Below are 23,384 nucleotides of genomic sequence, written 5' to 3' on the forward strand. Positions count from 1 at the left end.
TGCCACACGGCATCGAGGGGATCGACGCCGCCCGCGCGGCGCTGGCCGCGGGGCGGCCGGCGCTGCTCTGGCGCCGCCAGATCGCGGACACCGAGACGCCGGTCGCCGCCGCATTGAAGCTGATCGAGCCGGGCCGCGGCGATTTCCTGCTCGAATCGGTCGAGGGCGGATCGGTGCGCGGGCGCCATAGCCTGATCGGATTGGCGCCCGACCTGGTGTTCCGCGCGACCGGCAACGAAGCCGCGATCAACGCGGAATGGCTGTCCAGCCGCGACGCTTTCAAGCCCTGCGCCGAGCCCGCGCTCGACGCGCTTCGGGCGCTCGCCGCGCGTTGCCGCACCGAAGTGCCGCCCGAGCTACCGCGCGCGCTCGCCTGCCTGGTCGGCTATTTCAGCTATGAGACCGTCGGCCTGGTCGAGAAGCTGCCCCGCCCGCCCGAGAACCCGATCGGCGTGCCCGACATGATGTTCGTGCGGCCGACGGTGGTGCTGGTGTTCGACCGGCTGGCCGATGCGCTGTTCCTCGTCGCGCCGGTGTGGCCGGACGGCGATGTCGACCTGTCCGCCGAGCGGATCGAGGCGGTCGCCGCGCAGCTCGCCAGCGCCGCCCTGCCCGCGCCGGTGCGCGCCGAGCCCGCGGACGTGCAGCTCACGCCCGTGCTGCGACCCGGGCGCTATGCCGAGATGGTCGCGGGCGCGAAGGAATATATCGCCGCCGGCGACATCTTCCAGGTGGTGCTCGCCCAGCGCTTCACCACCCTGTTCGCGCTGCCGCCGTTCGAGCTCTACCGGGCGCTGCGGCGGATCAACCCCTCGCCCTTCCTCTATCATCTCGACCTGCCGGGCTTCGCGCTGACCGGCTCGAGCCCCGAGATCCTGGTGCGGGTGCGCGACAACGAGGTCACGATCCGCCCGATCGCCGGCACGCGCCCGCGCGGCAAGACCGCGGCGGAGGACGAGGAGAACCGCGCCAGCCTGCTCGCCGATCCCAAGGAGTGCGCCGAGCATCTGATGCTGCTCGATCTCGGCCGCAACGATGTCGGTCGCGTCGCAGAGGCAGGCAGCGTCAAGGTGACCGACAGCTACACGGTCGAGTTCTACAGCCACGTCATGCATATCGTCTCGAACGTGGTCGGCAAGCTCGCGCCGGGCAAGGACGCGCTCGACGCGCTGTTCGCCGGCTTCCCGGCTGGCACGGTGAGCGGCGCGCCCAAGGTCCGCGCCTGCGAGATCATCGCCGAGCTCGAGCAGGAAACGCGCGGACCTTATGCAGGCGGTGTCGGCTATTTCTCGCCGGACGGCTCGATGGACAGCTGCATCGTGCTGCGCACCGCGCTGGTGAAGGACGGCGTCATGCACGTCCAAGCCGGTGCGGGGATCGTCGCGGACAGCGTGCCCGAATATGAGCAGCGCGAGTGCGAAGCCAAGGCGGGCGCCCTGTTCGCAGCCGCGCGCGAGGCGGTGAAGCAGGCTGGCGAGGCCGGGTTCGGGCAGTAAAAATCCCTCTCCCTTCGGGAGAGGGAGGGAGCCGCCGAAGGCGGCGGAAGGGTGAGGGTCGAACGGCGTTGTCGACCCTCACCCTTCCCACTCGCTACGCTCGCGGGCCCCTTCCCGCTCCCAAAGGGAGCGGGAGTTCAGCGATCAAGGAACCTGCGCGGCCTTGGCCTTGGCGTCCAGCCGCTCCTGATACCATTCGCGGATCATCGCGCGGGTGCAGCCGGTCTGGCCGCCCGAGCCCACCGGCGAGCAGCTGTTCGGCAGCCCGGCGCGGTTGACTTCCTCGACCATCTCCACCCGGTTGGTCCAGGCCTGCGAGCCGGCGTCGTCCTTGCGCTGGTTCCGGAATTCCTTGGGGATGCGATAGGGCGAGTCGCCGGCATTGGCGCACACCACGATCTCGTTCTCATTCTCCGCCTTGGGGCATTCTTCCTTGCCGTAGAGCAGGATCGAGCGCACGCGCTGGGGCGGGCCGCTCTTGTCGGCATCCTGGGTCTTCTTGCTGTCCTGCGCCATGGCAGGGCCCGCCAACAACGCGGCGGCGACAAGCAAACGAACGATCATGCACACTCCTTCTGGCGTAAAACGCCCCTCGACCGCCGAGGTGCCCGCCTACTGTGGCAAGCCCAAGGCACGCGCACGGGTTGCGCCCGCCTCTTTTCCCCCTAAGTGCCACCGCATGATCCGGCCGACCGCCCTAGCCGGCGCCCTCCTGCTGCTCGCCGCCTGCGCCTCCAAGGGAGGCGTCGACGATGCGTGCCAGGACCTGGTCTTCGAGGGCACGCGCTTCACCGTCTGCCGCGCCGACCCGCAGAAGCACGACCTGTTGCTGGTCGACAAGGGCGCGGACGGCCGCCCGATGCGCGATTTCACCGGTCTCGAGCCCCGGCTGGGCGAGCGCTATCCGCGCATCGCCTTTGCGATGAACGCCGGCATGTTCGACGCCACCGGGCTGCCGATCGGCTATTATGTCGAGGACGGCGCCGAGCAGAAGCCGCTCAACCGGCGCCCCGGACCGGGCAATTTCCACATGCAGCCCAACGGCGTGTTCTGGGGCGATGCCAAGGGCTGGCACGTCGCCACCACCGATGATTTCGCCGCGCACAAGCCCGATCATGTCCGCTTCGCCACCCAGTCCGGGCCGATGCTGCTGATCGACGGCCAGCTCCATCCCAAGCTCGCCGACAACGGCACCTCGCTCCAGGTCCGCAATGCCGTCGGCGTCGGGCTGAACGGCAGCGCCTGGTTCGCAATCAGCGACGAACCGGTGTCGTTCGGCCGCTTCGCCCGGCTGTTCCGCGACAAGCTTGCCGCACCCGATGCGCTGTACCTCGACGGCGCCGTCTCGCGGCTGTGGAACCCGGTTTCGAAGCGGATGGACGGCGGATCGCCGATCGGGCCGATTGTCGTAGCGCTTCAGACACGGTAGCGCGGTCCGCATGATCCTCGTCATCGACAATTACGACAGCTTCACCTGGAACTTGGTCCACTATCTGATGGAGCTCGGCACCGAAGTGCAGGTGGTGCGCAACGATGCGCTGACCGCGCGCGACGCCGTTGCCAGCAACGCGCAGGCCTTCCTGATCTCGCCGGGGCCGTGCACGCCCAACGAAGCGGGGATCAGCCTCGATCTCGTCGCCGCCTGCGCCGATCTCGGCAAGCCGCTGCTCGGCGTGTGCCTGGGCCACCAGGCGATCGGCCAGCATTTCGGAGGCTCGGTGGTCCGCGGCGGGCTGATGCACGGCAAGACCAGCCCGGTCACGCATGACGGCACCGGCCTGTTCGAAGGCCTGCCCTCGCCCTTCATCGCGACGCGCTATCACTCGCTGATCGTCACCGACATCCCCGACGACCTGGTGGTCAACGCCACCGCCGACGACGCGCATGTGATGGGCTTCCGTCACCGCGAGCTACCGATCCACGGCGTGCAGTTCCACCCGGAGAGCATCGCCACCGAGCATGGCCATGCGATGCTGGCGAACTTCCTGAAGCTGGCGGGGATCGAGGCGCACGCGATCGCCTGAGCGCTCAGCGGGGATGCGCTTCGTCGTCATCCTCGTGATGGGTGCCGAGCCCGGCGCCCATTCCCATGCCCATCGCACCGCCCATGCCGGCGCTGCCACCGCCTTCGCCCTTGCCGCCGCCCTGGCGGGCATCGTCGCCCTTGCTGCGCCCGCCGCCGGCGCCTGACGGCCGCGTCGGCCCCTGAAGCGGGATATCCAGGCCCTTGGGCACCGGATCGAGATCGAGCGCCTTGCGGATGAAGTCGCGCAGCGAGACCACCAGCGCATGCGTGTGCACCGGACGCCCGGCGACCAGCTCGCGCGCGGCCTGCTCGGCGAGGCGCACCTGCTCCGCGGTGCCGAGCAGGATCACGTCCGAAAGCGCCGCCTCGACGGCATCGCGAATCCGGCGCGGGCGATCCGAGCTCTCCGCCCTGCCGCCCGCTTCGACCAGGTCGCGAAAATGGCGCGGGTCGACGGTCAGGTCTCCGGTGAACGATCCGCCCAGCGTGCGATAGGCGGCGATCAGCGTGCGGAGGCGCTCGTTGATCTGCCGATTCATGCTTTCGCGGCGGCGCTGCACGGTGAGCATCATCGCCAGCCGGATGCCGACGCCGATCAAGGTAACCAGCGCGAGCCCGACCAGGGTCGCCGTGACGCTCTGCCAGGAGCTGAAATCCACATTGCGCATCGCCCTGCAACGCGTGGAGCGCGCAGGATTTCCCGCCCAAAGTTGCGACAATTTCACGCACCCGGCGACATAGCGGCGCGACATGGCGGCGCCATTGTCTCCAGCATCGGCCCGATCCCGGGCGATATGGAGAGTGCAATGAACCACAAGCTGCAGCTCGTCGGCGCGACGCTGGCCGGCGTGCTCGTCACCGTCGCGGCGGGCGGCATCGCCGTTGCCAGCATGGGTGGCGACCGGGGCATGGGCCCCTTCGCCCGCGCCGATGCCAATGGCGACGGCGTGATTACCCGCGCCGAATGGATCGCGGCGGCGAACGCCCGCTTCGACAAGTTCGATGCCAACAAGGACGGCAAGCTGATCGTCGGCGAGATCCCGCCCCCGCCACGCCACCACGGCCGCCACCACGGCCCGCGCTTCGATGGGCCGGAGGATGGTCCGGACGATGCGGCCCCCGCACCGGCTGCCTCCGCACCCGCGGCGGCGCAGCCGGGGAATGCGAACTAAATTCCCTCTCCCTCTGGTGCATCGGAGGCGGCGGAAGGGTGAGGGTCTGCGCTTGTCCCGCGTGACCCTCACCCTGCTTCGCTACGCTCGACCACCCTCCCCCAAAGGCAAAGGGTTGAAGCGGCGCGACAACCCGCTAGCCTCGGCGCATGACCTTCTTCGAGAGCTTCGTGGCGCTCCTCGCCCTGGCGGTGCTGCTGCTGCAGGTCTCGCGGCGCACGCCGATCCCCTATCCGACGATGCTCGCCGCCGCCGGCGTGATCGTCGCCACCATTCCCGGCAGCCCCGATATCGCGCTCGACGGGCATACCGCGATGGCGCTGTTCATCGCGCCGGTGCTGCTCGACGCCGCGTTCGACTTCCCCCTCGCCGCCATTCGCCGGCTGTGGCGCCCGCTGGTCGCGCTCGCCGTCTTCGCGGTGCTGGTGACCACCGGCGTGGTCGCCTGGATCGGCTGGCAGTTCGCCGGCCTGCCGATCGCGGCGGCCATTGCCCTGGGTGCGATCGTCGCTCCGCCCGACGCTGCCGCGGCCACCTCGATCCTCCAGTCCGCCAGCCTGCCCCGCCGCACCGTCCAGATCCTCACCGGCGAGAGCCTGCTCAACGATGCCACCGCGTTGCTCCTCTTCGGTGCCGCGGTGGCGGTGCAGAGCCATGGCGGGATCGATGCCGGCGTCGCCACGCGGCTGAGCCTTGCCGTGCCCGGCGGCATCCTGCTCGGCCTCGCCTGCGGCTGGCTGATGGGCAAGCTGATGCCGTTCACCCGCGGATCGTTCGGCGGCAACCTGTTCGAGTTCGTCAACACCTGGATCGCCTGGATCATCGCCGAGCGGCTGGGCCTCTCGGCCGTGCTCTGCGTGGTCGCCTGCGCGATGTACGTCGCCAATTCGCCGAGCGTGCCGATCAGCGCGCGCAACCGCGTCCAGTCCTTCGCGGTGTGGGGCGTGGCGGTGTTCGTGCTCAACGTCGTCGCCTTCCTGCTGATGGGCATGCAGGCGCGCCAGATCGTAGCGGGAATGAGCCCGGAGCGGCTGCGCGAGGCGGCGGGGTTCGCCGGGCTGGTGGTGCTCGGGGTGATCGTCGCGCGAATCGCCTGGTCGCTCAGCTACAATCTGCTGGTCCGCACCTTCCCGATGATACGCGGCAACCTGCCGCCGCCCAGCTTCGCCCAGAGCCTCGTCGTCGGCTGGTGCGGGATGCGCGGGCTGGTCACCGTCGCGACCGCCTTCGCCTTGCCGCGCGACTTCCCCCAGCGCGACCTGATCGTGCTTTCCGCCTTCGCCGTGGTGCTGGCGACGCTGGTGCTCCAGGGCCTCACGCTCGCGCCGCTGATCAAGCTGCTCGGGCTTGCCGGCAAGGGCGATGGCGAGGAGGTGCTGAACCAGGCCCGTCGCGCGCTGGCCGAAGCCGCGCTCGCGGCGCTGTCCCGACGAGCAGGGCCGCATCGCCGACGAGACCCGCCGCCAGTTCGAGATCGACCGCAACGGCGCCGACAATGTCTGCCCCGAATTCGATGCCCGCCAGCGCCTGAGGCTCTGCGCGATCGCCGCCCAGCGGGCGCGGCTCGATGCACTGCTCGACGACGACACGATCGGCCAGGATCTCTACGAGCAGCTCCAGGAGGAACTCGACTGGCGCGAACTCTCGATCAGCCCCGAGGGGCGGCACCTGATCGAAGCGGGCTAAAGCAGGATTTGCTCGACTTCGCATAATGCGAAGCGCGATAGAGCCCGCGTGACGACCTTTACCCTCCTTCCCGATCCCGCATCGCCGCTCGCCCGCGAGTCCGCGGCGCAGGCCTTTGCCGACATTCTCGACGGCACTGCCCCCGAGCCCGAGATCGAGCGCTTCCTGATCGCGCTTTCCGAGCGCGGCGAGACCAGCGTCGAGATCGCCGAGGCCGCGCGGGCGATGCGCGCGCGGCTGATCCCGATCACCGCTCCCGAAGGCGCGATCGACGTGTGCGGCACCGGCGGCGACGGCCACCATACGCTCAACGTCTCGACCGCGGTGAGCCTGGTCGTCGCGGCGGCCGGCGTGCCCGTCGCCAAGCACGGCAACCGCGCCGCCTCGTCCAAGTCGGGCGCGGCCGACACGCTGGAGGCGCTCGGCCTCGATCTCGACCGCGCCGGCGCACGCGCGGAGGAATCGCTCCACGAACTCGGCATCGCCTTCCTCTTCGCCCAGGCGCACCACCCCTCGATGGCGCGCATCGGGCCGCTGCGCCGCCGGATCGGCCGCCGCACGATCTTCAACCTGATGGGCCCGCTGGCGAATCCCGCGCACGTCACCCGCCAGCTGATCGGCATCGCCCGCCCCGACTATGCCCCGATCTACGCCGAGGCGCTCGAGCAATTGGGCGTCGAGGCCGCGGCGATCGTCTCCGGCGAGGAAGGGCTGGACGAGCTCTCCACCGAGCATGCCAGCGTCGTCGTCAGCATCGGCAGCTCGGGGCTCCCGTCGCGGATCACGCCCGAGGATGCCGGGCTCCCGCGCCACCCGCTCAGCGCGATCCGCGGCGGCGGCCCGGAATACAACGCCCTCGCCCTGCGCCGCCTGCTCCAGGGCGAGCAAAGCCCCTATCGCGACGCGGTGCTGCTCAACGCCGCCGCCGCCTTGGTGATCGCCGGCGAGGCGAGCGACCTGCGCGAAGGCGCCGAGGAAGCCGCCGAGACGATCGACAAGGGCCTTGCCAACGCGCTGCTCGACTGCTGGATCGCCTTTTGATGTCCACGATCCTCGACACCATCATCGTCACCAAGCACCGCGAAGTCGCCGAGCGCCGCGCCGCCGTGCCGCTTTCGGACCTGCACGGCCAGGCGCTCGCCCGCACGCCGCCGCGCGGCTTCAAGGCTGCGCTCGATGCCAAGGCGGCGACCGGCTACGGCCTGATCGCCGAGATCAAGAAGGCCAGCCCGTCCAAGGGCCTGATCCGCGCCGATTTCGATCCGCCGGCGCACGCCCGCGCCTATCAGGCCGGCGGTGCCGCCTGCCTCTCGGTGCTGACCGACCAGGAATATTTCCAGGGGCATGAGGAGTATCTGATCGCCGCGCGCGCCGCCTGCGACCTGCCGGTGATCCGCAAGGACTTCATGGTCGACCCCTGGCAGGCGTTCGAATCGCGCGCGATCGGGGCCGATGCGATCCTGATCATCGTTGCCGCGCTCGACGACGGCCAGATGGCCGAGATCGAGGACGCCGCGATCGGGCTCGGCATGAACGTGCTGGTCGAGGTGCACGACGCCGACGAGCTCGAGCGCGCGCTCAAGCTGCGCTCGCGGCTGATCGGAGTGAACAACCGCAACCTCAAGACCTTCGAGGTCGACCTCCAGAAGACCTATGACTTGGTGCGCCACGCGCCGGCCGACTGCACCTTCGTCGCCGAGAGCGGGCTCAACAGCCGCGCCGACCTCGATGCGATGGCCGCGCACGACATTCGCTGCTTCCTCGTCGGCGAATCTCTGATGCGTCAGGACGATGTCGAGGCGGCGACGCGGGCCTTGGTGGGGTGAACGACCTCACCCATCTCGACGAAACCGGTGCCGCGCGCATGGTCGATGTCGCGGGGAAGGCGATCACCCCACGCGAAGCCGTCGCCAGCGGCCGCATCACCATGTCGGCCGAGGCTGCCGCCGCGATCCGTGCGGGCGCAGTCAAGAAGGGCGATGTCCTTGCCACCGCGCGCATCGCCGGGATCATGGCCGCCAAACGCACCGCCGAGCTGATCCCGCTCTGCCACCCGCTGCCGCTCACCAAGGTCGCGGTCGACCTGATCCCCGACGAGACGGGCATCACCGTCACTGCCACTGCCGCGACCGAGGCGCAGACCGGCGTCGAGATGGAAGCGCTCACCGCCGTCTCCACCGCGCTGCTCACCCTCTACGACATGGCCAAGGCGCTCGATAAGGCGATGGTGATCGGCGAGATTCGCCTGCTCTCCAAGAAGGGCGGCAAATCGGGCGACTGGGTGGCCTGACGCCCTCTTCCCGTCATCCCCGCGCGGGCGGGGATCCACAGCCAAGCGCGGCACGGTAGAGAAACCCTGGGTCCCGGCTTTCGCCGGGGTGACGAACAGGGATGGACAGCCGCACCAAATCATAATAGTTAGTTCACAACCTAACTATTCGAGCCCCGCCATGACCCTTCAGCTCTTCGGCCACCCCTTCTCGTCCTACACCTGGAAGGCGCTGATCGCGCTCTACGAGAACGGCACCGACTTCGCGTTCCGCAATCTCGAGGACCCTGGGGCCAGTGCCGAGCTGGAAGCGCGCTGGCCGCTCAAGCTCTTCCCCGTCCTGGTCGAGGGCGAGCGGACGGTGCTCGAGGCGACGGCGATCGTCGAATATCTCGACGTCCACCATCCCGGCCCGGTGCCGATGATCCCCGCCGACCCCGACCTCGCGGTGCAGGCGCGGATGCTCGACCGGGTGTTCGACAACTATGTCATGGGCATGATGCAGCGGCCCGTGCTCAACGCGCTGCTGCCCGAGGAGCGGCGCGACCCGGTCGGTCTCGAGGAGGCCATGGCGAAGCTCGACAAGGTCTATGCCTGGCTCGATGCCTATCTCGCCGGGCGCAGCTGGGCGGTGGGCGACCGCTTCACGCTCGCCGATTGCGCCGCCGGGCCCTCGCTCTTCTACGCCGATTGGGTGCGCCCCATTCCCGAGGACCTGGCCCATCTCCGCGCCTATCGCGCCCGTCTGCTCGCGCGTCCCTCGATCGCGCGCTGCGTCGAGGAAGCGCGGCCCTATCGCGGCTATTTCCCCCTCGGCGCGCCGGACCGCGACTGATCGTTCCGGGGCGCATTAGGGATTCCGCAACCCTCAGAATTAACCCCGCCTTCACGCCGCGCCGCCACTATCACCCCGGGCGTCTGGGCGAGAAATTTCAGTTATGCGACAAGGGCTTGCGTCCTCCACCATTTTCAGTCTCGGGGCCGAGCCGCCGGCGATGCTGGCGGCCGCCGATCCGTCCGAGCATGCCAGCCTGGATTCGGCCTTCCTCGCCGATGAGAGCGGCCGCCTGCCCTGCACGATCCGCAAGCTGAGCGCCGCCGGCGCGACGCTCCAGATCGAGGACGACGTCGCGGAAGGCGACCTGCTCAACCTCGAGCTCGCCAACGGCCAGTCGCTGCCCGGTCGAGTCTCCTGGACCGACGAAGGCGCCGCCGGCTTCCTCTTCGCCGAGCCGATCGACGTGATCAGCACGCTCGCGCGCAACCTCGCCGCCCTTCCCGCCGAGCGCCGCAACGTGCCGCGCGTCGAGCTGCACCAGACGATCTGCGTGCGCCGCGGCAACCAGGTGGAATTCACCCGCAGCCGCAACCTCTCGCAGGGCGGCTGCGGCTTCGAGACCGACATCGCGCTCCAGCTCGGCGATGTCGTCCAGATCAATTTCGATGGGCTGCGCCCACTCGATGGCGTGGTCCGCTGGTCGCAGGGCAATCTCGCCGGCGTCGCCTTCTACGAGGACATTCCCTGGCAGATGCTGATGCCGTGGCTCCGCCAGGTGCAGAAGACCCCGCCGCACCACACGCGCATGGCGGTGATGCACGAGCCGACCGGCCTGATCCCGGACAAGCAGGCGATCCGCCTCGATGCGCCGGCGCGGGTGCGCGAGGGCGTGCGCTGGTGGAACGTCAAGCTGCGCGCGATCACCCCGCATCTGGTCGAGTTCGAGACCAACGCGCCCTTCGCCGCCGGCACCCAGCTGTGGATCTCGCTCCCGCATATCGGCGGCGGCCCGGCCTCGGTGATCGAGCGCGACGACCGCAACCATTATCTTTGCGAGTTCCGCCTGCCGCTCAAGGCCGGCGATATCGGGCGGATGACCAACCCGAACTGAGGCTGGCGCAGGTCCGCGCGCTATCCTAGGCCGGGCGGATGACCGCCCTCCTCCCCGTCGCCGAAGCCCAGGCCCGCCTGCTCGCGCTGGCCGAACCGGTAGCGGAGGAGAGCTGCCCGCCCGCCGAGGCCGCGGGCCGCTGGGCGGCGCGGGATATCCTCGCGCTGCGCACCCAGCCCGCGTCCGACCTCTCCTCGATGGACGGCTATGCGATCCGCTTCGCCGATCTGCCCGGGCCCTGGCAGGTAATCGGCGAAAGCGCCGCCGGGCGCGGGTTCGCCGGCGAAGTCGCCCCGGGCCAGGCGATCCGCATCTTCACCGGCGCCCCGCTCCCGCCAGGCGCCGACACCGTGCTGGTGCAGGAGGAAGCTGCACGCGACGGTGCTGCCCTCACGCTAGCCGGCGAAGGCCCGCTCGGGCTCGGCAGCAGCGTCCGCCCGCGCGGGCTCGATTTCTCCGAAGGCGAGGTCCTGATCCGGGCCGGCGAGCGGATCACCCCCGCCCGGCTCGCGCTCGCCGCGATCGCCGGCCATGCCGCCCTGCCCGTCCGCCGCAAGGTCCGCGTGGCGCTGCTCTCCACCGGCGACGAGCTGGTGCCACCCGGCACGCCGCTCGGCCCCGACCAGATCCCCGAGACCAACCGCCTGCTGCTCGCCGCGCTGCTCGCCGACCTGCCGGTCGCGCTGATCGATCTCGGCATCCTGCCCGATGATCGCGCCGCGCTCGCGGCGGCGTTCCGGGCGCTGGACTGCGACCTGCTCGTCACCAGCGGCGGAGCTTCGGTCGGCGATCACGATCTCGTCCGCCCGGCGCTCGAGGCCGCGGGCGCCGCGATCGACTTCTGGAAGGTCGCGGTGCGGCCCGGCAAGCCGATGATGGCGGGCCGGCTCGGCGATGCCGTGGTGCTCGGCCTGCCCGGCAATCCGGTCTCGGCCTTCGTCACCGCCACATTGTTCGCGCGCCCGCTGGTCGCGCACCTCGCCGGCGCCGCCGATCCGCTGCCAAAGACGCGCAACGTGCCGCTCGGCGAACCGCTCCCCGCCACCGGCGCGCGCGCCGACTATCTCCGTGCCGTGCTGGTCGATGGGCGGGCGCATGTCGCACCGATCCAGGACTCGTCGATGCTGCGCACATTGGCGCAGGCGACCTGCCTGATCGTCCGTCCTGCGGGCGCTCCGGAGGCGAAAACCGGCGACTCGGCAGAAATCCTCGACATCGCTTGACAAGCGCGCGGAACATTGCATAAACGTTCCCAGTCTGTTCCAGACCGGGAGAAACGGGATGCTCACGCGCAAGCAGCACGAGCTCATCTGCTTTATTGCCGATCGGCTTGCCGAGACTGGCGTGTCGCCTTCGTTCGAGGAAATGAAGGAAGCCCTCGATCTCAAGTCGAAGTCGGGCGTGCACCGGCTGATCTCGGCGCTGGAAGAGCGCGAGTTCATTCGCCGCCTGCCCAACCGTGCCCGCGCGCTCGAAGTGCTGCGCATGCCGGAACGCGGCGAGACCGCGAAGAAGCCGGCCAAGGCGGCTCCCGCACCCGTGGGTGCGTCAAAGGAGTCAACGAATCTGCCGGCGCCGGCCAATGACGTGATCGAGATTCCGCTGCACGGCCGCATCGCCGCCGGCACCCCGATCGAGGCGCTGCAAGATTCGGCGATGCTCCCCGTCCCCGCCGCCCTGCTCGGTGCGGGCGAGCATTATGCGCTCGAGGTTGCCGGCGATTCGATGGTCGAGGCCGGCATTCTCGACGGCGACTACGCCCTGATCCGCCGCACCGAGACGGCGCGGGACGGCGAGATCGTCGTTGCGCTGATCGACGAGAATGAGGCGACGCTGAAGTATTTCCGCAAGGAAGGCGCGATGATCCGGCTCGACCCGGCGAACCGCGACTACAATCCCCAGCGCTACCGCCCCGACCAGGTTCGCGTGCAAGGCCGCCTCGCCGGGCTGCTACGCAAATATTGAGCCTCAGGCCAGGAACTCGCTCCAGCTGACCTTGCCGTCACCGTTGCGATCGAGTTCCTGGAAGGGCGCGACATCGGGCTGCACGCCCTTGAACAGGAAGCTGCTCCAACCGGCGGCATATTCCCTGGGCGTCAACCTGCCATCGTGATCGGCATCGAGCAGCGCGAAGCCGGCATGCAGCACGCGGAGCCGGCGCGCGGCATATTCGCCCAGGCTGATCTTGCCGTCGCGATTGCTGTCCGTGTCGGCGAAGCTGAAGTCCGCAGCCGCAACGGCAAAAGGCCGGATGCCGCGGACCTCGGGTGCCGAGGCGCGGCGCAGCGGCAGCGCCATCGTGCGATGCGCGCCGCAATGCAGCACCGGCTGCGGCCCGGTGCCATATTCGTCCGGCGTGAGGATCCCGTCGTGATTGCGGTCGACTGCCGCGAAGCCCGGCCGGAAATCGGGCGCTGCCGTCACCACCGAGGGCATTGCCAGCCCGAGTGCGCCGATCATCGCGGCAGCCGCAACCAGGCGCAGCCAGAGCCGCGGCGCCGGCGTGGGCGCAGGCGGCGCGCCGGCGATCCGCCCTTCGACGAAACCGCGCACCACGTCGCTCGCGGTCCGCCCCTCGGCCTGGCACTGCGCCATGAAGGCCCGCTTCACCGCATGCGGCAGCCGCACCTCGATCGTGTCGCTCTTCTTCGGGGCTCGCATCATGGCGAAAGAAAACCGCCACCCCGCGCCGAAGGCCAGCGATTTCGTGTCCGGACATGCGGATCGGGTTGTTCCGGTTGATAGGGCGGCTGCACCTTGGGCGGGTCGCGCCATGGATGGTGCCCCGGCCCGCGGACGGTGGTGACGCGCGCGCCGGCAAAGGCGATCGCCACCCCGCCCGTCTTCGCCAGCGCCGGCTTGTCGAGCTTGAGCCAGCGCGGCGAACAGCCCGCCGGCAGGCGCCGGTCGCTTATCATCACGTCGACGCTGCGGCACAGCGCAGTGAACTCGGCCCAGGGCAGCGGATAGCCGCTGCGCGTCGCCGCCACCCGCCAGACGCGGTCGCCAGCGCGGTGCTCGATCAGGCAAAGGTCGGCGCTGCACCGCGCCCCAGGCTCTTCGTCCAGCGCAGCAAGATCCTCCTCGGTGCCCGCGCTCTCGGCCAGCATGTCGCGGGTATAGTCCCCCGCCCGGTCGCGGAGCAGCGCGAAGCCGCCCTCAGGCATGCGGATCGCGAGGTGACGGCCATCGCCGGTGACGATCAGGTCGGGCGCCGGGGTCAGCAGCGCCCAGGCCATGCCGATCGCGAGCGGCACGCCGCCTGCCCAGCGCGCGCCGGTCCGCCACAGCGCGAGCCACAATCCGCCGACGACCATCAGCGCATAGGCGCCGCCCGGCATCCCCGGCAACGCCGCGACGGAACCGGGCGCCCCGGCGGTAGTCCGCGCCAGCCAGAGCAGCAGGTGGAGCGCCTGGTCGGTCAGCCACCAGAACGGCCCGCCCAGCCCGACCAGGTCGAACAGCAGCGCCAGCGCCTCGAGCGGCATGATCACGAAGGTCGTCAGCGGGATCGCGACGATATTGGCGAGCGCGCCGTAAATGCCGGACTGGTGGAAGTGATAGAGCGCGATCGGTGCCAGCGCCGCCTCGACCAGCACGCCGGTGAGCAGCAAAGAGCCCAGTTCGCGCGCCAGCTTGGCGGGCAAGCCCTCGTCGCGCTTGCCGAACCAGCGCTTGATCCGCGGGCTCTCATGCACCGCGACGATTGCCGTCACCGCGGCGAAGCTCAGCTGGAAGCTCGGGCCGGCCAGCGCCTCGGGCCAGCACAGCAGCACGATCACCGCACCCGCAGCGACCAGCCGCAGGGTGATCGCCTCGCGCCCCAGGCTCAGCGCGAGCAGCACCATCAGCGCGGCGACGCAGGAGCGGATCGTCGGCACCTCGGCGCCGGTAAGCCAGGTATAGCCGATCGCCGCCAGCGCACCCGCGCCCGCCGCGACCAGCGGCAACCGCCAGCGCAGCGCCAGCGTGGGGCTCAGCGCGAGCAGCTTGAGCACGAGCAGCATCGCCGCGGCAGTCACCGCGGTGACGTGCAGGCCGCTCACCGAGAGCAAATGCGCGAGGCCCGAACGCTGCATCGCCTGGACATCGTCATTGGTGATCGCACCCTGGTCGCCGGTTGCGAGCGCAGAGGCGATGCCGCCGGCGCTGCCTTCGAGTCGCGACTGGATATGCGCGGAGAGCGACGCGCGCAGGTCCGCGCCCGCCGCTTCCGCCGGCTTCATCACGGTCACCGGCGCGAAGCCCTTGCCCGTCGCGCCCAGCCCGGCGAACCAGGCGGCGCGGGCAAAGTCGTATCCGCCCGGCACCGCAGGCTCGGCCGGCGGCATCAGTCGCGCCCGCAACGCCAGAACGGCTCCCTTCGCAACACCCACCGGCACGTCCTTGGTGGCAAGATTGACGCGTATCCGCGGCGGCAGGTCGCTGCGCCCTGGCAGGAGCGTGACCCGCACCAGGTCGCGCGCCGGCAGCGGCTCGACTCGCACCACCCTGCCGGTCATCGCCACCACCGCCGGGCGCGCCAGTACCGGCGCCGCGACTCGCTCGGCGCGCCACCAGATCAGCGCACAGCCCAGTGCCAGCGCCAGCCCGCCGAGCAGCAGCGACCGCCCCAACCGCCCCGGCAGCGCGAGCCCGAGCAGCGCCACCGCGGCGGCGGCGAGCAGGAAGCCGGTCCAGCGCGCGGCATCGGGCAGCAGGAACCAGCCCGCGATCCCGCCGCCCAGCGCGACGGGCAGCCATAAGGGGAGCTGCGCGCGCTCGGCCTCGAGCCAGTGCTCGATCGCCGCCGCACACTGGCGAAAGGCCGCCCCTGCCCCCATTTGAAGGGAGGCAGACCCCGTGCTAGGGGCGCCCTCGGCGGCTGAATGGGCCATCGGAAACACAGTCTGGGAGCAAGCTCGGTTGGGCGCAACATCTGATACGGGTGCGAAACAGGTCGTCACGCGGTTCGCACCGTCCCCCACCGGGTTCCTGCACATCGGCGGCGCACGCACCGCGTTGTTCAACCTGCTCTATGCCCACCACCATTGCGGCAAGTTCCTGCTGCGCATCGAGGATACCGATCGCGCCCGCTCGACCGAGCCGGCGATCGCGGCGATCCTCGACGGCATGCGCTGGCTGGGCCTCGACTGGGACGGCGACGAGGTGTTCCAGTTCTCCCGCGCCGCACGCCATGCCGAGGTGGCTCGCGAGATGCTGGCGAACGGCCATGCCTACAAGTGCTTCGCCACCGCCGAGGAGCTCGAGGCGATGCGCGCCGAGCAGAAGGCGAACAAGCAGCCGCTGCGCTATGACGGCCGCTGGCGCGACCGCGATGAGGCCGAGGGCGGCAATGCGCCCTTCGTCATCCGCCTCAAGGCGCCGCGCGAAGGCAGCGTGACGATCCAGGACCATGTCCAGGGCGCAGTGACCGTGAACAATGCCGAACTCGACGATCTCGTCCTGCTCCGCTCGGACGGCACGCCGACCTATATGCTCGCAGTGGTGGTCGACGATCACGACATGGGGGTGACGCACGTCATCCGCGGCGACGATCATCTGAACAACGCGTTCCGCCAGCTGCCGATCTATCGCGCGATGGGCTGGGACGAGCCCGAATATGCGCACATCCCGCTGATCTTCAATCCGGACGGCACCAAGATGTCGAAGCGGAAGAACGCGGTGGCGGTCGACGAATATCGCGACGCGCTCGGCATCCTGCCCGAGGCGCTGTCCAACTATCTGCTGCGCCTCGGTTGGGGGCATGGCGACGACGAGATCATCAGCCGCGAACAGGCGATCGAGTGGTTCGAGCTGGCCGGCGTCGGCCGCAGCCCGTCGCGCTTCGACCTGAAGAAGCTCGAGAACCTGAACGGCCATTATATCCGTTCGGCAAGCGATGCGCGCCTGGCCGATCTGGTCGCGCCGCGACTCGGTTTCGAACTTTCGGAATCGCAGCAGGATCTTTTGCGTCGCAGCATGGCAGAATTGAAACCTCGCGCCGCAAATCTCCTAGAATTGGCAGAGGGCGCGGCGTTTCTGTTTCGCACTCGCCCACTGGAATTGGACGACGGCGCCAAGGCTCTGCTAGAGGGCCAGGCGCGGGGCCTCCTCGCTCAGTTGCACACCGCACTTGACGGTGTGGAAAGCTGGGATACGGAGGCGCTCGAAGCGGCGGTACGCACCGTCGCGGAAGATGCGGGTGTCAAGCTCGGTGCGACTGCGCAGCCTCTGCGCGCCGCGCTCACCGGGCGCCGGACCTCGCCGGGCATCTTCGACGTTCTGGCGCTGCTGGGACGCGAGGAGAGCCTGGCCCGTATCGCTGACCAGATGACCGTGCCGGCCTGATCCCAGGCCCGGCCCAACATAGGACGACGTTTATGAGCGACACCGCGAAGCTGCAGGTTCCGGGGAAGGATGTTGAATATCCGGTCCTTTCGGGCAGCGTCGGACCGGACGTCATCGACATCCGCAAGCTCTACGGCCAGACGGGCATGTTCACCTATGACCCCGGCTTCACGTCGACCGCGTCGTGCGAATCGGGCCTGACCTATATCGATGGCGACGAGGGCGTGCTGCTCCACCGCGGCTATCCGATCGGCCAGCTCGCCGAGCAGTCGAGCTTCATGGAAGTCGCTTACCTCCTGCTCAACGGCGAGCTGCCGAACCAGGACGAGCTGACCGGCTTCGAGAACACGATCACGCGCCACACCATGCTGCACGAGCAGCTGGCGACCTTCTATCGCGGCTTCCGCCGTGACGCGCACCCGATGGCGGTGATGTGCGGCGTCGCCGGCGCGCTTTCGGCCTTCTATCACGACTCGACCGACATCACCGATCCGCAGCAGCGCATGATCGCGTCGCACCGCCTGATCGCCAAGATGCCGACGATCGCGGCGATGGCCTACAAGTACAGCGTCGGCCAGCCCTTCCTCTATCCGGACAACAAGCTCAGCTACACCGGCAACTTCCTGCGCATGACCTTCGGCGTGCCGGCGGAAGAATATGTGGTGAACCCGGTGATCGAGAAGGCGATGGACCGGATCTTCATCCTCCATGCCGATCACGAGCAGAACGCCTCGACCTCGACCGTGCGCCTCGCCGGTTCGTCGGGCGCGAACCCGTTCGCCTGCATCGCGGCCGGCATCGCCTGCCTGTGGGGCCCGGCGCATGGCGGCGCCAACGAGGCGGCGCTCAACATGCTGCGCGAGATCGGCCGTCCGGAGCGCATCCCCGAATATATCGCCCGCGCCAAGGACAAGAACGATCCGTTCCGCCTGATGGGCTTCGGTCACCGCGTCTACAAGAACTACGATCCGCGCGCGACCGTGATGCAGAAGACCGTGCGCGAAGTGTTCGACGCGCTGAAGGTCAACGATCCGGTGTTCGACGTGGCGCTCCAGCTCGAAGAGATGGCGCTCAACGATCCGTACTTCATCGAGAAGAAGCTGTTCCCGAACGTCGACTTCTATTCGGGCGTCATCCTCTCGGCGATCGGCTTCCCGACCACGATGTTCACCGCGCTGTTCGCGCTGGCCCGCACCGTGGGCTGGGTCGCGCAGTGGAACGAGATGATCTCGGATCCCGAGCAGAAGATCGGCCGCCCGCGCCAGCTCTACACGGGTCCGGTGCAGCGCGATTACGTGCCGGTCGGCAAGCGCTAAGCCGCTTTCCTTCCCGTAACGGAACCAGATTCGCCGCTCCCGCCTTCGCGGGGGCGGCGATTTGCGTTAACCAACCCGCGGTCCAGCTTCTCGGAGTCGCGGAATGCGCCAGAACATCCTGATCTTTGCCGGCATCCTGGGTTTCCTCGCCGGCGTGCTGTTCATGCTCCAGGGCCTGGGCGTGGTGCGCTGGCCGGTGACCAGCACGATGATCGACAGCCAGACCTGGGTGATACGCGGCGGCATCCTGGCGCTGCTCAGCGCGATCCTAGTCGGCGGCGTCCGCCTCGTCCCCACCCGCGCCGAGCGCAAGGCCGCGCGCCGGGCCGAGCGCGAGTTGCGCTGAGCCCGGCGCCGACCGGTCAGGCCTTGCCGGTCAGCCGCTGCCGCCAATAGCTGGTGAAGAACACATTGCTCGGATCGCGCTTGGCGCGCAGCTCCAGGAACGCATCGAGCATCGGCAGCTGCGTGCGGTAGTGCTCGGCCCAATAGGGGAAGTCATAGGCCGGGACATATTTGCCCCAGTGCAGGCGGAACGGGATGCCGTTGTCGCGGAACAGGTCCCAATATTGCTGGAAGAACCCGCCCTTCACATTGGGCTCGCCGGCATTGGCGCGGAACCAGAACACGTCGAAGCGGACCACGCCGTCCTTGTATTCGTCGGTACCGTCGGAATAGCCCGCGCTCAGCCAGGCCTTGTCCGGCTTGGCGCCGTACACCTCGGTCGAATACCAGCCGACCGCAGCCTCGCCCTTGTCGACGAACATCTGGTTCATCAGCTGCATGCTGCGCTCGGTATATTGGATCGGCACCCAGATCTCGGTGAACTCGGTGCCCATCAATATGTCGTCGGCGGTGTTGTCCATGCACAGGCTGCGCCAGTAGAAATCGTCGAACTTGGTCGGCCCGTCCTTGCCGGTCATCGGCTGGAAGATGCCCAGCGCCGTCGGGAACAGCTTGGCGAGCAGCCCGGGGAGCAGGATGAACACCAGCTCGGGGATCGCCATCACCACGGCGATGACCAGCGTCACCAGCAGCGCCGCGACGGCCGCGATCGGCGCCGAGACCTTGGGCGCCCAGAGCCGCGTCACGCAGTGCCAGTAGCGCACATAGCCGTGCACCAGCTTGGGCACCGCGCTGAAGCCCTTGTTGCCGAGCAGCGAGTAGAAGATCGAGCCGAGCAGCTGCTCGGTCCAGCCGCCCAGATCGGGGGTGAACTCCTGATAGGGCACCGGCTCGAAGCCCGGCGGTGGGGGCGTGTCGACGCGGTCGGACTGCCAGATCACCACGCGCTCGGCGCCCGGCTGCGGCCACCACAGCACCCGGCTATAGGGCGTATCCGTCAGGAACTGCTGCATCGAGGGCTGGGTCGCGGTGCCCGGGCCGAACAGGTCGATCGGGCACGTCGCATCGGTCGGCGTCGTCACTTCGTCGCCGACGACGCGGAAGCTCTTGTTGAGCTTGAGCCGCACCCGGGTGATCACGCCGAGCAGCCCCACCGACACGCGCATCGCATCGAATTCGGGATCGTCCAGCTCGATCCAGGCCACCTCGCCGCGGCCATCGACCACGCGGAAGCCGATGATGTTGTCGAGCTCATATTGCAGCGATCCGCCCGACGAGCCGGTGCTGGCGAAGCCCGCCACGGTCTGGTGCGTGATCCCGCCCAGGTCATTGACGCCCCACCCCTTCTCGAAGAGCTGGAAGAGCAGGCTGTTGTCCAGGTCCGCACGGCCGAGCGGGTTGTAGGGATCGGCGCCCAGGTGGATCCCGGCACCGGCCTCGACGATCCCGGCAGTCTCGTCGATCCATTGCAGGTCGTTGATCTTGTCGAGCGAGAGGTCGAGGTTGCTGCCGGCCGGCGGATGGCGGGTCAGCGTGCGATTCTGCGGCAGATTGTCCACCGGATCGGTGAAAATACTCCAGGCCGTCGAATGCGAGGCCCCGCGAACGCGGATCTGGAGACCGTTCGCCACCGCATATTTCACCAGATTGGCGACTTCGGTTTCATTGGCCGGATGATAATATCCGTCCACGCCCTTTCGAATAATGTGCTCCGCGACCATGATGCCCCGCCCCTCTTCTATGGAAGAAAGCGCAGCATGTTTTCATGCCGTTTACTTGTCCATCGGCTGGCATCGGAGATTAGTCCGATCCGGGAGTTTCCACATTTGCAGATAGTCTACAATTGCCGACCAGTGACCTGCCTTCATCTTGAACGACCCCGGGGGCGGATGACCGCGATGAATCTGTACCTCGGCTTACAAATCGATTCAGCAACGCGACTCAATCGCCGCTCTATCGTTCTCGGCATGCGGGGAAGAGTTACGAGGAGAGACGACATGAATCTTGCCAAGCTGATTGCCGCGGCCGCCCTGGCCACTGTTGGCGTTGCGAGCGCCGCCACCCCGGCCGCTGCCGCTGCGCCGATCGCCACCACCAGCGTGGTCGCGCTCGCCGCTACGGCGCCTGCCGCGCAGGACTGGCGCCACCGCGACCGCTATGACCGTCACGAGCGCTGGGAGCGCAGCCGCTACTACAATCGTGGCCGCTATCATCGCAGCAGCCGCTATTGCCGCACCGAATGGCGTCATCATCGCCGCGTGCAGGTCTGCTATCGCCGCTAAGCTAGCCTGAGGAGGCAGCAAGGGCGTCCGCCGGAAACGGCGGGCGCCCTTTTATTGCCGGATCGGCAGGCTGAACACGAAGCGGGCGCCCTGGCCCGGTGCGCTGTCCACCACCAGGTCGCCGCCCATTGCGCGGGCGAGCCGGCGCGCGATGTAGAGCCCCAGGCCCGAACCGCCCGGCTCGGTCGGGTCGACGCGGCCGAACTTCTCGAAAATCTTGTCCTGATCGGCATGGGCGATGCCCTTGCCCTGATCGGCGATGATCACATGGCCGCGCGCCTCGTCGCGCTCGAGCCGGATCCACACCATCGCGCCCGGCGGCGAATAGCGCACCGCGTTGCCGATCAGATTGACCAGCACCTGCAGCGCGCGGCGGAACTCGCCGTGGACGGGCACCGTCTCGTCCATCGCCGGCTTGTCGATCCGCACCTCGGCCTGGGCGGCGCGGACCGCGAGCAGACCGGCGGCACGGCGCGCGACATCGGCCAGGTCGATCGGCTCGTCTGCCGTATCGAAATCGTCGCGCTCGATCGCCTGCAGGTCGACCAGGTCGTCGACCAGCCCGAGCAGATGCCGCCCGGCATTGGCGATGTCGCTCGCATATTCGGCATAGTCGGGCTTGAGCGGCCCTTCGGTCTGCGCGCTGATCGAATCGGCATTGGCGATGATCTTGCCGAGCGGGCCCCTGAGGGCACGGTCCAGCCGCTGGCTGAACGAATCGGGGAAGCCGCCGAACGGCACCGTCGCCTGGGGCACCGGCGCATCCACCTTGGGCGCGGCGGGCACGGCCTGGTCGAGCATGTGCGCTGCACCGACAAAGCCGGCGAAGCGCCCGCCCGGATCGGTGCGCGGCGTCGCGGCGAGGCGGACCATCCGGCCGGTGCCGCGCAGCTCGGCCTTCTGCCCGTCGAAGCGCGCCTGGGCGGCCACGGCGGTCAGGATCGGCAATTCGCCGCTCTCGTCCTGCTCCAGGCGGAACAGCCGGGTCAAAGGCTGGCCGAGCATCGCCGAACTGTCGAACCCGTAGCGCGCGCCTGCCTCGATCGAGAGGAAGGTGATGCGCAGCGACGCGTCGGTTTCCCACAGCCAGTCGGCGGCGGAGCGGAAGAAGTCGCCGTCGCGCTCGGGCTCGCTCGCCGGCGCGCGCCAGCCCGGCCGCAGCCGCCAGCCGCTGACTTCCAGGCGCACGCCGCCCTGGTCGGGCTCGGCCCGGACCCAGAGCTCGAGGTCGTCCTCGGCATCGGCGGCGATCACGTTGCGCGAGATGGCGATGCCCAGCCGCTGCGCCAGCCGCGCCAGCGTGGCGATCTGCGGCACCGCGAGCGGCGCACCGATCATGCCGCCGGCGCGCATGTTCAGCTCGAAAAGGCGCGCCTCGGCGTCGAGCAGCCGCCCTTCGGAATCGAGGCGCGCGATCGACAGCGGCAGGTTGGGATCGATGACGTTCACTTCGCCCCTCCGCGCTGGAGGGCGATCAGTGCTGCGCGATAATCGGGATCGAGCTTGAGCGGCGCCAGCGCTGCGCGCGCCTCGGCCGGCGCGATCGCAGCGATTGTGTCGAGCGTGTCGGCGAACTTCTCGAGATCGCGCCGCGGATCGGCCTCGCTCAGCGCATAGCCGATCTGGGCGACGCCCTCGCGGCCGATCTCGAGCGCGCGCAGGGCGAGCCACAGCCGCTCGGCAGCGGGATCGAGCACCAGGTCGCGGGCAATCGCATAGGGCACCCCCATCGCATGGGAGAGCAGCGCGATGAACAGCACGATCCGCCGGTCGCCGAGCGATTCGGCGAACATCCCGGCGAGTTCACCCGGCTGCGCGTCGATCGCGGCGGCGAAGCGCATCGCTGCGGCTTCGAGCCGGTCGCCCTCGTCATAGGCAGAGAGGCTGCGCTGCGCGGCCTCGCACAATGCCAGGTCGAGCGCTTCGTTCGGTGCGTCCACGCGCTCGCGGAGCGCCGCAGCCGTCCACCACACCAGCTTGTGGTGCAGCTCGGCGGGAAGTTCGGCCTGATATTGTCCCGTATCGGGACTTGTCCTGCGCCGGCTTTCGGCGATGAGCACCGCCATCGCGCTCGCGGCGACGACGCGGTCGGGGTGCTGGACGAATCGGTTGATCAGGCTCGGCCGCTCGGGATCGTCGGGCGCGCTCATCGGCAGCGCGCTGCCCAGCATCTCCTGGCGCACGCGCGCGACCAGCTCGGCCATCAGTTCACCGTCGCGCAGCAGCCCCGAATTCCACAGCCGCGTCAGCACCGATTCGCCCGGCTCGATCAGCGCCACCACAAGCACCGATTCGCCGCGCCCGGTGAGTAGGCGCACCGCATGTTCGCGAATCTCGCCTTCCACCGTCTCGACAAGGCTGCGCAACAGCGCGGCCAGGCCTGCGCGGCTATGCTCGTCGAGCCGGGCCTCTTCGGGCAGGAAGAAATCTTCGACGGCGACCATCAGACCCTTATAGGCGCGCAGCTCCGCAGCCGCCGCACGTGCGAGCAGCTCCCGGGCGCCAATGGCAAAGCCATCGCGCGTGCCGACGGGATTATCCGACATCGACCTCAAGCTAGCGGAAATGTCCTT

Annotated in this window: 23 protein-coding genes; 16 read left to right on the forward strand and 7 right to left on the reverse strand. The window is 69.0% G+C overall.

Annotation, left to right across the window (positions count from 1 at the left end; all coding sequences use genetic code 11):
* The first annotated feature begins 11 nt into the window (after window positions 1-11).
* Window positions 12-1,496, forward strand: coding sequence for an anthranilate synthase component I (gene trpE, locus ABLE38_RS00225; RefSeq protein ID WP_348974420.1), 1,485 nt, complete (start codon window positions 12-14; stop codon window positions 1,494-1,496).
* Window positions 1,497-1,640: 144 nt separating this feature from the next.
* Here trpE and ABLE38_RS00230 read toward each other — a convergent pair whose 3' ends face one another.
* Window positions 1,641-2,060, reverse strand: a complete 420-nt coding sequence (locus tag ABLE38_RS00230) for a hypothetical protein (RefSeq protein ID WP_348972166.1) — start codon at window positions 2,058-2,060, stop codon at window positions 1,641-1,643.
* A 115-nt stretch (window positions 2,061-2,175) separates the two neighbouring features.
* Here ABLE38_RS00230 and ABLE38_RS00235 point away from each other — a divergent pair, with 115 nt between their 5' ends.
* On the forward strand, window positions 2,176-2,925 hold the full coding sequence (locus ABLE38_RS00235; RefSeq protein WP_348972167.1) for a phosphodiester glycosidase family protein: 750 nt from the start codon (window positions 2,176-2,178) through the stop codon (window positions 2,923-2,925).
* A 10-nt stretch (window positions 2,926-2,935) separates the two neighbouring features.
* The gene (locus ABLE38_RS00240) at window positions 2,936-3,520 is read left to right on the forward strand and encodes an aminodeoxychorismate/anthranilate synthase component II (protein WP_348972168.1); all 585 of its coding nucleotides are present in this window, start codon (window positions 2,936-2,938) and stop codon (window positions 3,518-3,520) included.
* A gap of 4 nt (window positions 3,521-3,524) precedes the next feature.
* Here ABLE38_RS00240 and ABLE38_RS00245 read toward each other — a convergent pair whose 3' ends face one another.
* Complete coding sequence (locus ABLE38_RS00245; protein ID WP_348972169.1) at window positions 3,525-4,190, reverse strand: hypothetical protein; 666 nt, start codon at window positions 4,188-4,190, stop codon at window positions 3,525-3,527.
* A gap of 138 nt (window positions 4,191-4,328) precedes the next feature.
* Between ABLE38_RS00245 and ABLE38_RS00250 the strand changes: the two genes are divergently transcribed.
* The 9 genes from ABLE38_RS00250 (at window position 4,329) to lexA (ending at window position 12,503) form a co-directional block, all read left to right on the forward strand.
* Window positions 4,329-4,694 carry a hypothetical protein gene (locus ABLE38_RS00250; RefSeq protein WP_348972170.1) on the forward strand — a complete coding sequence of 122 codons (366 nt, stop codon included), beginning with the start codon at window positions 4,329-4,331 and terminating at the stop codon, window positions 4,692-4,694.
* Window positions 4,695-4,843: 149 nt separating this feature from the next.
* Entirely contained in the window at window positions 4,844-6,406 is a 1,563-nt protein-coding gene (locus ABLE38_RS00255; RefSeq protein ID WP_348972171.1) for a cation:proton antiporter, read from the forward strand.
* Window positions 6,407-6,428: 22 nt separating this feature from the next.
* A complete protein-coding gene (trpD, locus tag ABLE38_RS00260) occupies window positions 6,429-7,421 on the forward strand; it encodes an anthranilate phosphoribosyltransferase (RefSeq protein ID WP_348972172.1) in 993 nt (330 codons plus the stop codon).
* Entirely contained in the window at window positions 7,421-8,206 is a 786-nt protein-coding gene (gene trpC / locus ABLE38_RS00265; RefSeq protein ID WP_348972173.1) for an indole-3-glycerol phosphate synthase TrpC, read from the forward strand. Before trpD ends, trpC begins: the two co-directional genes overlap by 1 nt.
* Window positions 8,203-8,670, forward strand: a complete 468-nt coding sequence (gene moaC / locus ABLE38_RS00270; RefSeq protein WP_348972174.1) for a cyclic pyranopterin monophosphate synthase MoaC — start codon at window positions 8,203-8,205, stop codon at window positions 8,668-8,670. The genes trpC and moaC overlap by 4 nt, the downstream gene beginning before the upstream one ends.
* A gap of 160 nt (window positions 8,671-8,830) precedes the next feature.
* Complete coding sequence (locus ABLE38_RS00275) at window positions 8,831-9,484, forward strand: glutathione S-transferase family protein (RefSeq protein WP_348972175.1); 654 nt, start codon at window positions 8,831-8,833, stop codon at window positions 9,482-9,484.
* Between the two features lie 160 nt (window positions 9,485-9,644).
* Complete coding sequence (locus ABLE38_RS00280; protein ID WP_348972176.1) at window positions 9,645-10,538, forward strand: PilZ domain-containing protein; 894 nt, start codon at window positions 9,645-9,647, stop codon at window positions 10,536-10,538.
* Window positions 10,539-10,576: 38 nt separating this feature from the next.
* Window positions 10,577-11,761 carry a gephyrin-like molybdotransferase Glp gene (glp, locus tag ABLE38_RS00285; RefSeq protein ID WP_348972177.1) on the forward strand — a complete coding sequence of 395 codons (1,185 nt, stop codon included), beginning with the start codon at window positions 10,577-10,579 and terminating at the stop codon, window positions 11,759-11,761.
* Window positions 11,762-11,819: 58 nt separating this feature from the next.
* Window positions 11,820-12,503: a transcriptional repressor LexA gene (lexA, locus tag ABLE38_RS00290; RefSeq protein ID WP_348972178.1), complete on the forward strand. Its 684-nt coding sequence runs from the start codon at window positions 11,820-11,822 to the stop codon at window positions 12,501-12,503.
* Window positions 12,504-12,506: 3 nt separating this feature from the next.
* On the opposite strand, the gene ABLE38_RS00295 is transcribed toward lexA, so the two are convergent.
* Window positions 12,507-13,202, reverse strand: coding sequence for an EF-hand domain-containing protein (locus tag ABLE38_RS00295; protein ID WP_348972179.1), 696 nt, complete (start codon window positions 13,200-13,202; stop codon window positions 12,507-12,509).
* Window positions 13,199-15,361, reverse strand: a complete 2,163-nt coding sequence (locus ABLE38_RS00300) for a ComEC/Rec2 family competence protein (RefSeq protein ID WP_348972180.1) — start codon at window positions 15,359-15,361, stop codon at window positions 13,199-13,201. The genes ABLE38_RS00295 and ABLE38_RS00300 overlap by 4 nt, the downstream gene beginning before the upstream one ends.
* An 82-nt stretch (window positions 15,362-15,443) precedes the next feature.
* On the opposite strand from ABLE38_RS00300, the gene gltX reads away from it, so the two are divergent.
* From gltX to ABLE38_RS00315, 3 genes are all read left to right on the forward strand, one after another.
* Window positions 15,444-16,868 carry a glutamate--tRNA ligase gene (gltX, locus tag ABLE38_RS00305; RefSeq protein WP_348972181.1) on the forward strand — a complete coding sequence of 475 codons (1,425 nt, stop codon included), beginning with the start codon at window positions 15,444-15,446 and terminating at the stop codon, window positions 16,866-16,868.
* Window positions 16,869-16,900: 32 nt separating this feature from the next.
* Complete coding sequence (locus ABLE38_RS00310) at window positions 16,901-18,184, forward strand: citrate synthase (protein ID WP_348972182.1); 1,284 nt, start codon at window positions 16,901-16,903, stop codon at window positions 18,182-18,184.
* 103 nt (window positions 18,185-18,287) lie between these two features.
* A complete protein-coding gene (locus ABLE38_RS00315) occupies window positions 18,288-18,530 on the forward strand; it encodes a hypothetical protein (RefSeq protein WP_348972183.1) in 243 nt (80 codons plus the stop codon).
* Window positions 18,531-18,546: 16 nt separating this feature from the next.
* Here ABLE38_RS00315 and ABLE38_RS00320 read toward each other — a convergent pair whose 3' ends face one another.
* Window positions 18,547-20,220, reverse strand: coding sequence for a hypothetical protein (locus ABLE38_RS00320; RefSeq protein ID WP_348972184.1), 1,674 nt, complete (start codon window positions 20,218-20,220; stop codon window positions 18,547-18,549).
* Between the two features lie 306 nt (window positions 20,221-20,526).
* Between ABLE38_RS00320 and ABLE38_RS00325 the strand changes: the two genes are divergently transcribed.
* Window positions 20,527-20,811, forward strand: coding sequence for a hypothetical protein (locus tag ABLE38_RS00325; RefSeq protein WP_348972185.1), 285 nt, complete (start codon window positions 20,527-20,529; stop codon window positions 20,809-20,811).
* A gap of 51 nt (window positions 20,812-20,862) precedes the next feature.
* Here ABLE38_RS00325 and ABLE38_RS00330 read toward each other — a convergent pair whose 3' ends face one another.
* Together ABLE38_RS00330 and ABLE38_RS00335 are read right to left on the reverse strand one after the other, a co-directional pair.
* On the reverse strand, window positions 20,863-22,260 hold the full coding sequence (locus ABLE38_RS00330; protein ID WP_348972186.1) for an ATP-binding protein: 1,398 nt from the start codon (window positions 22,258-22,260) through the stop codon (window positions 20,863-20,865).
* Entirely contained in the window at window positions 22,257-23,357 is a 1,101-nt protein-coding gene (locus ABLE38_RS00335; protein ID WP_348972187.1) for a hypothetical protein, read from the reverse strand. The genes ABLE38_RS00330 and ABLE38_RS00335 overlap by 4 nt, the downstream gene beginning before the upstream one ends.
* Between the last annotated feature and the right edge of the window lie 27 nt (window positions 23,358-23,384).

The organism is Sphingomonas sp. KR3-1, assembly GCF_040049295.1.
GTDB lineage: Bacteria > Pseudomonadota > Alphaproteobacteria > Sphingomonadales > Sphingomonadaceae > Sphingomonas.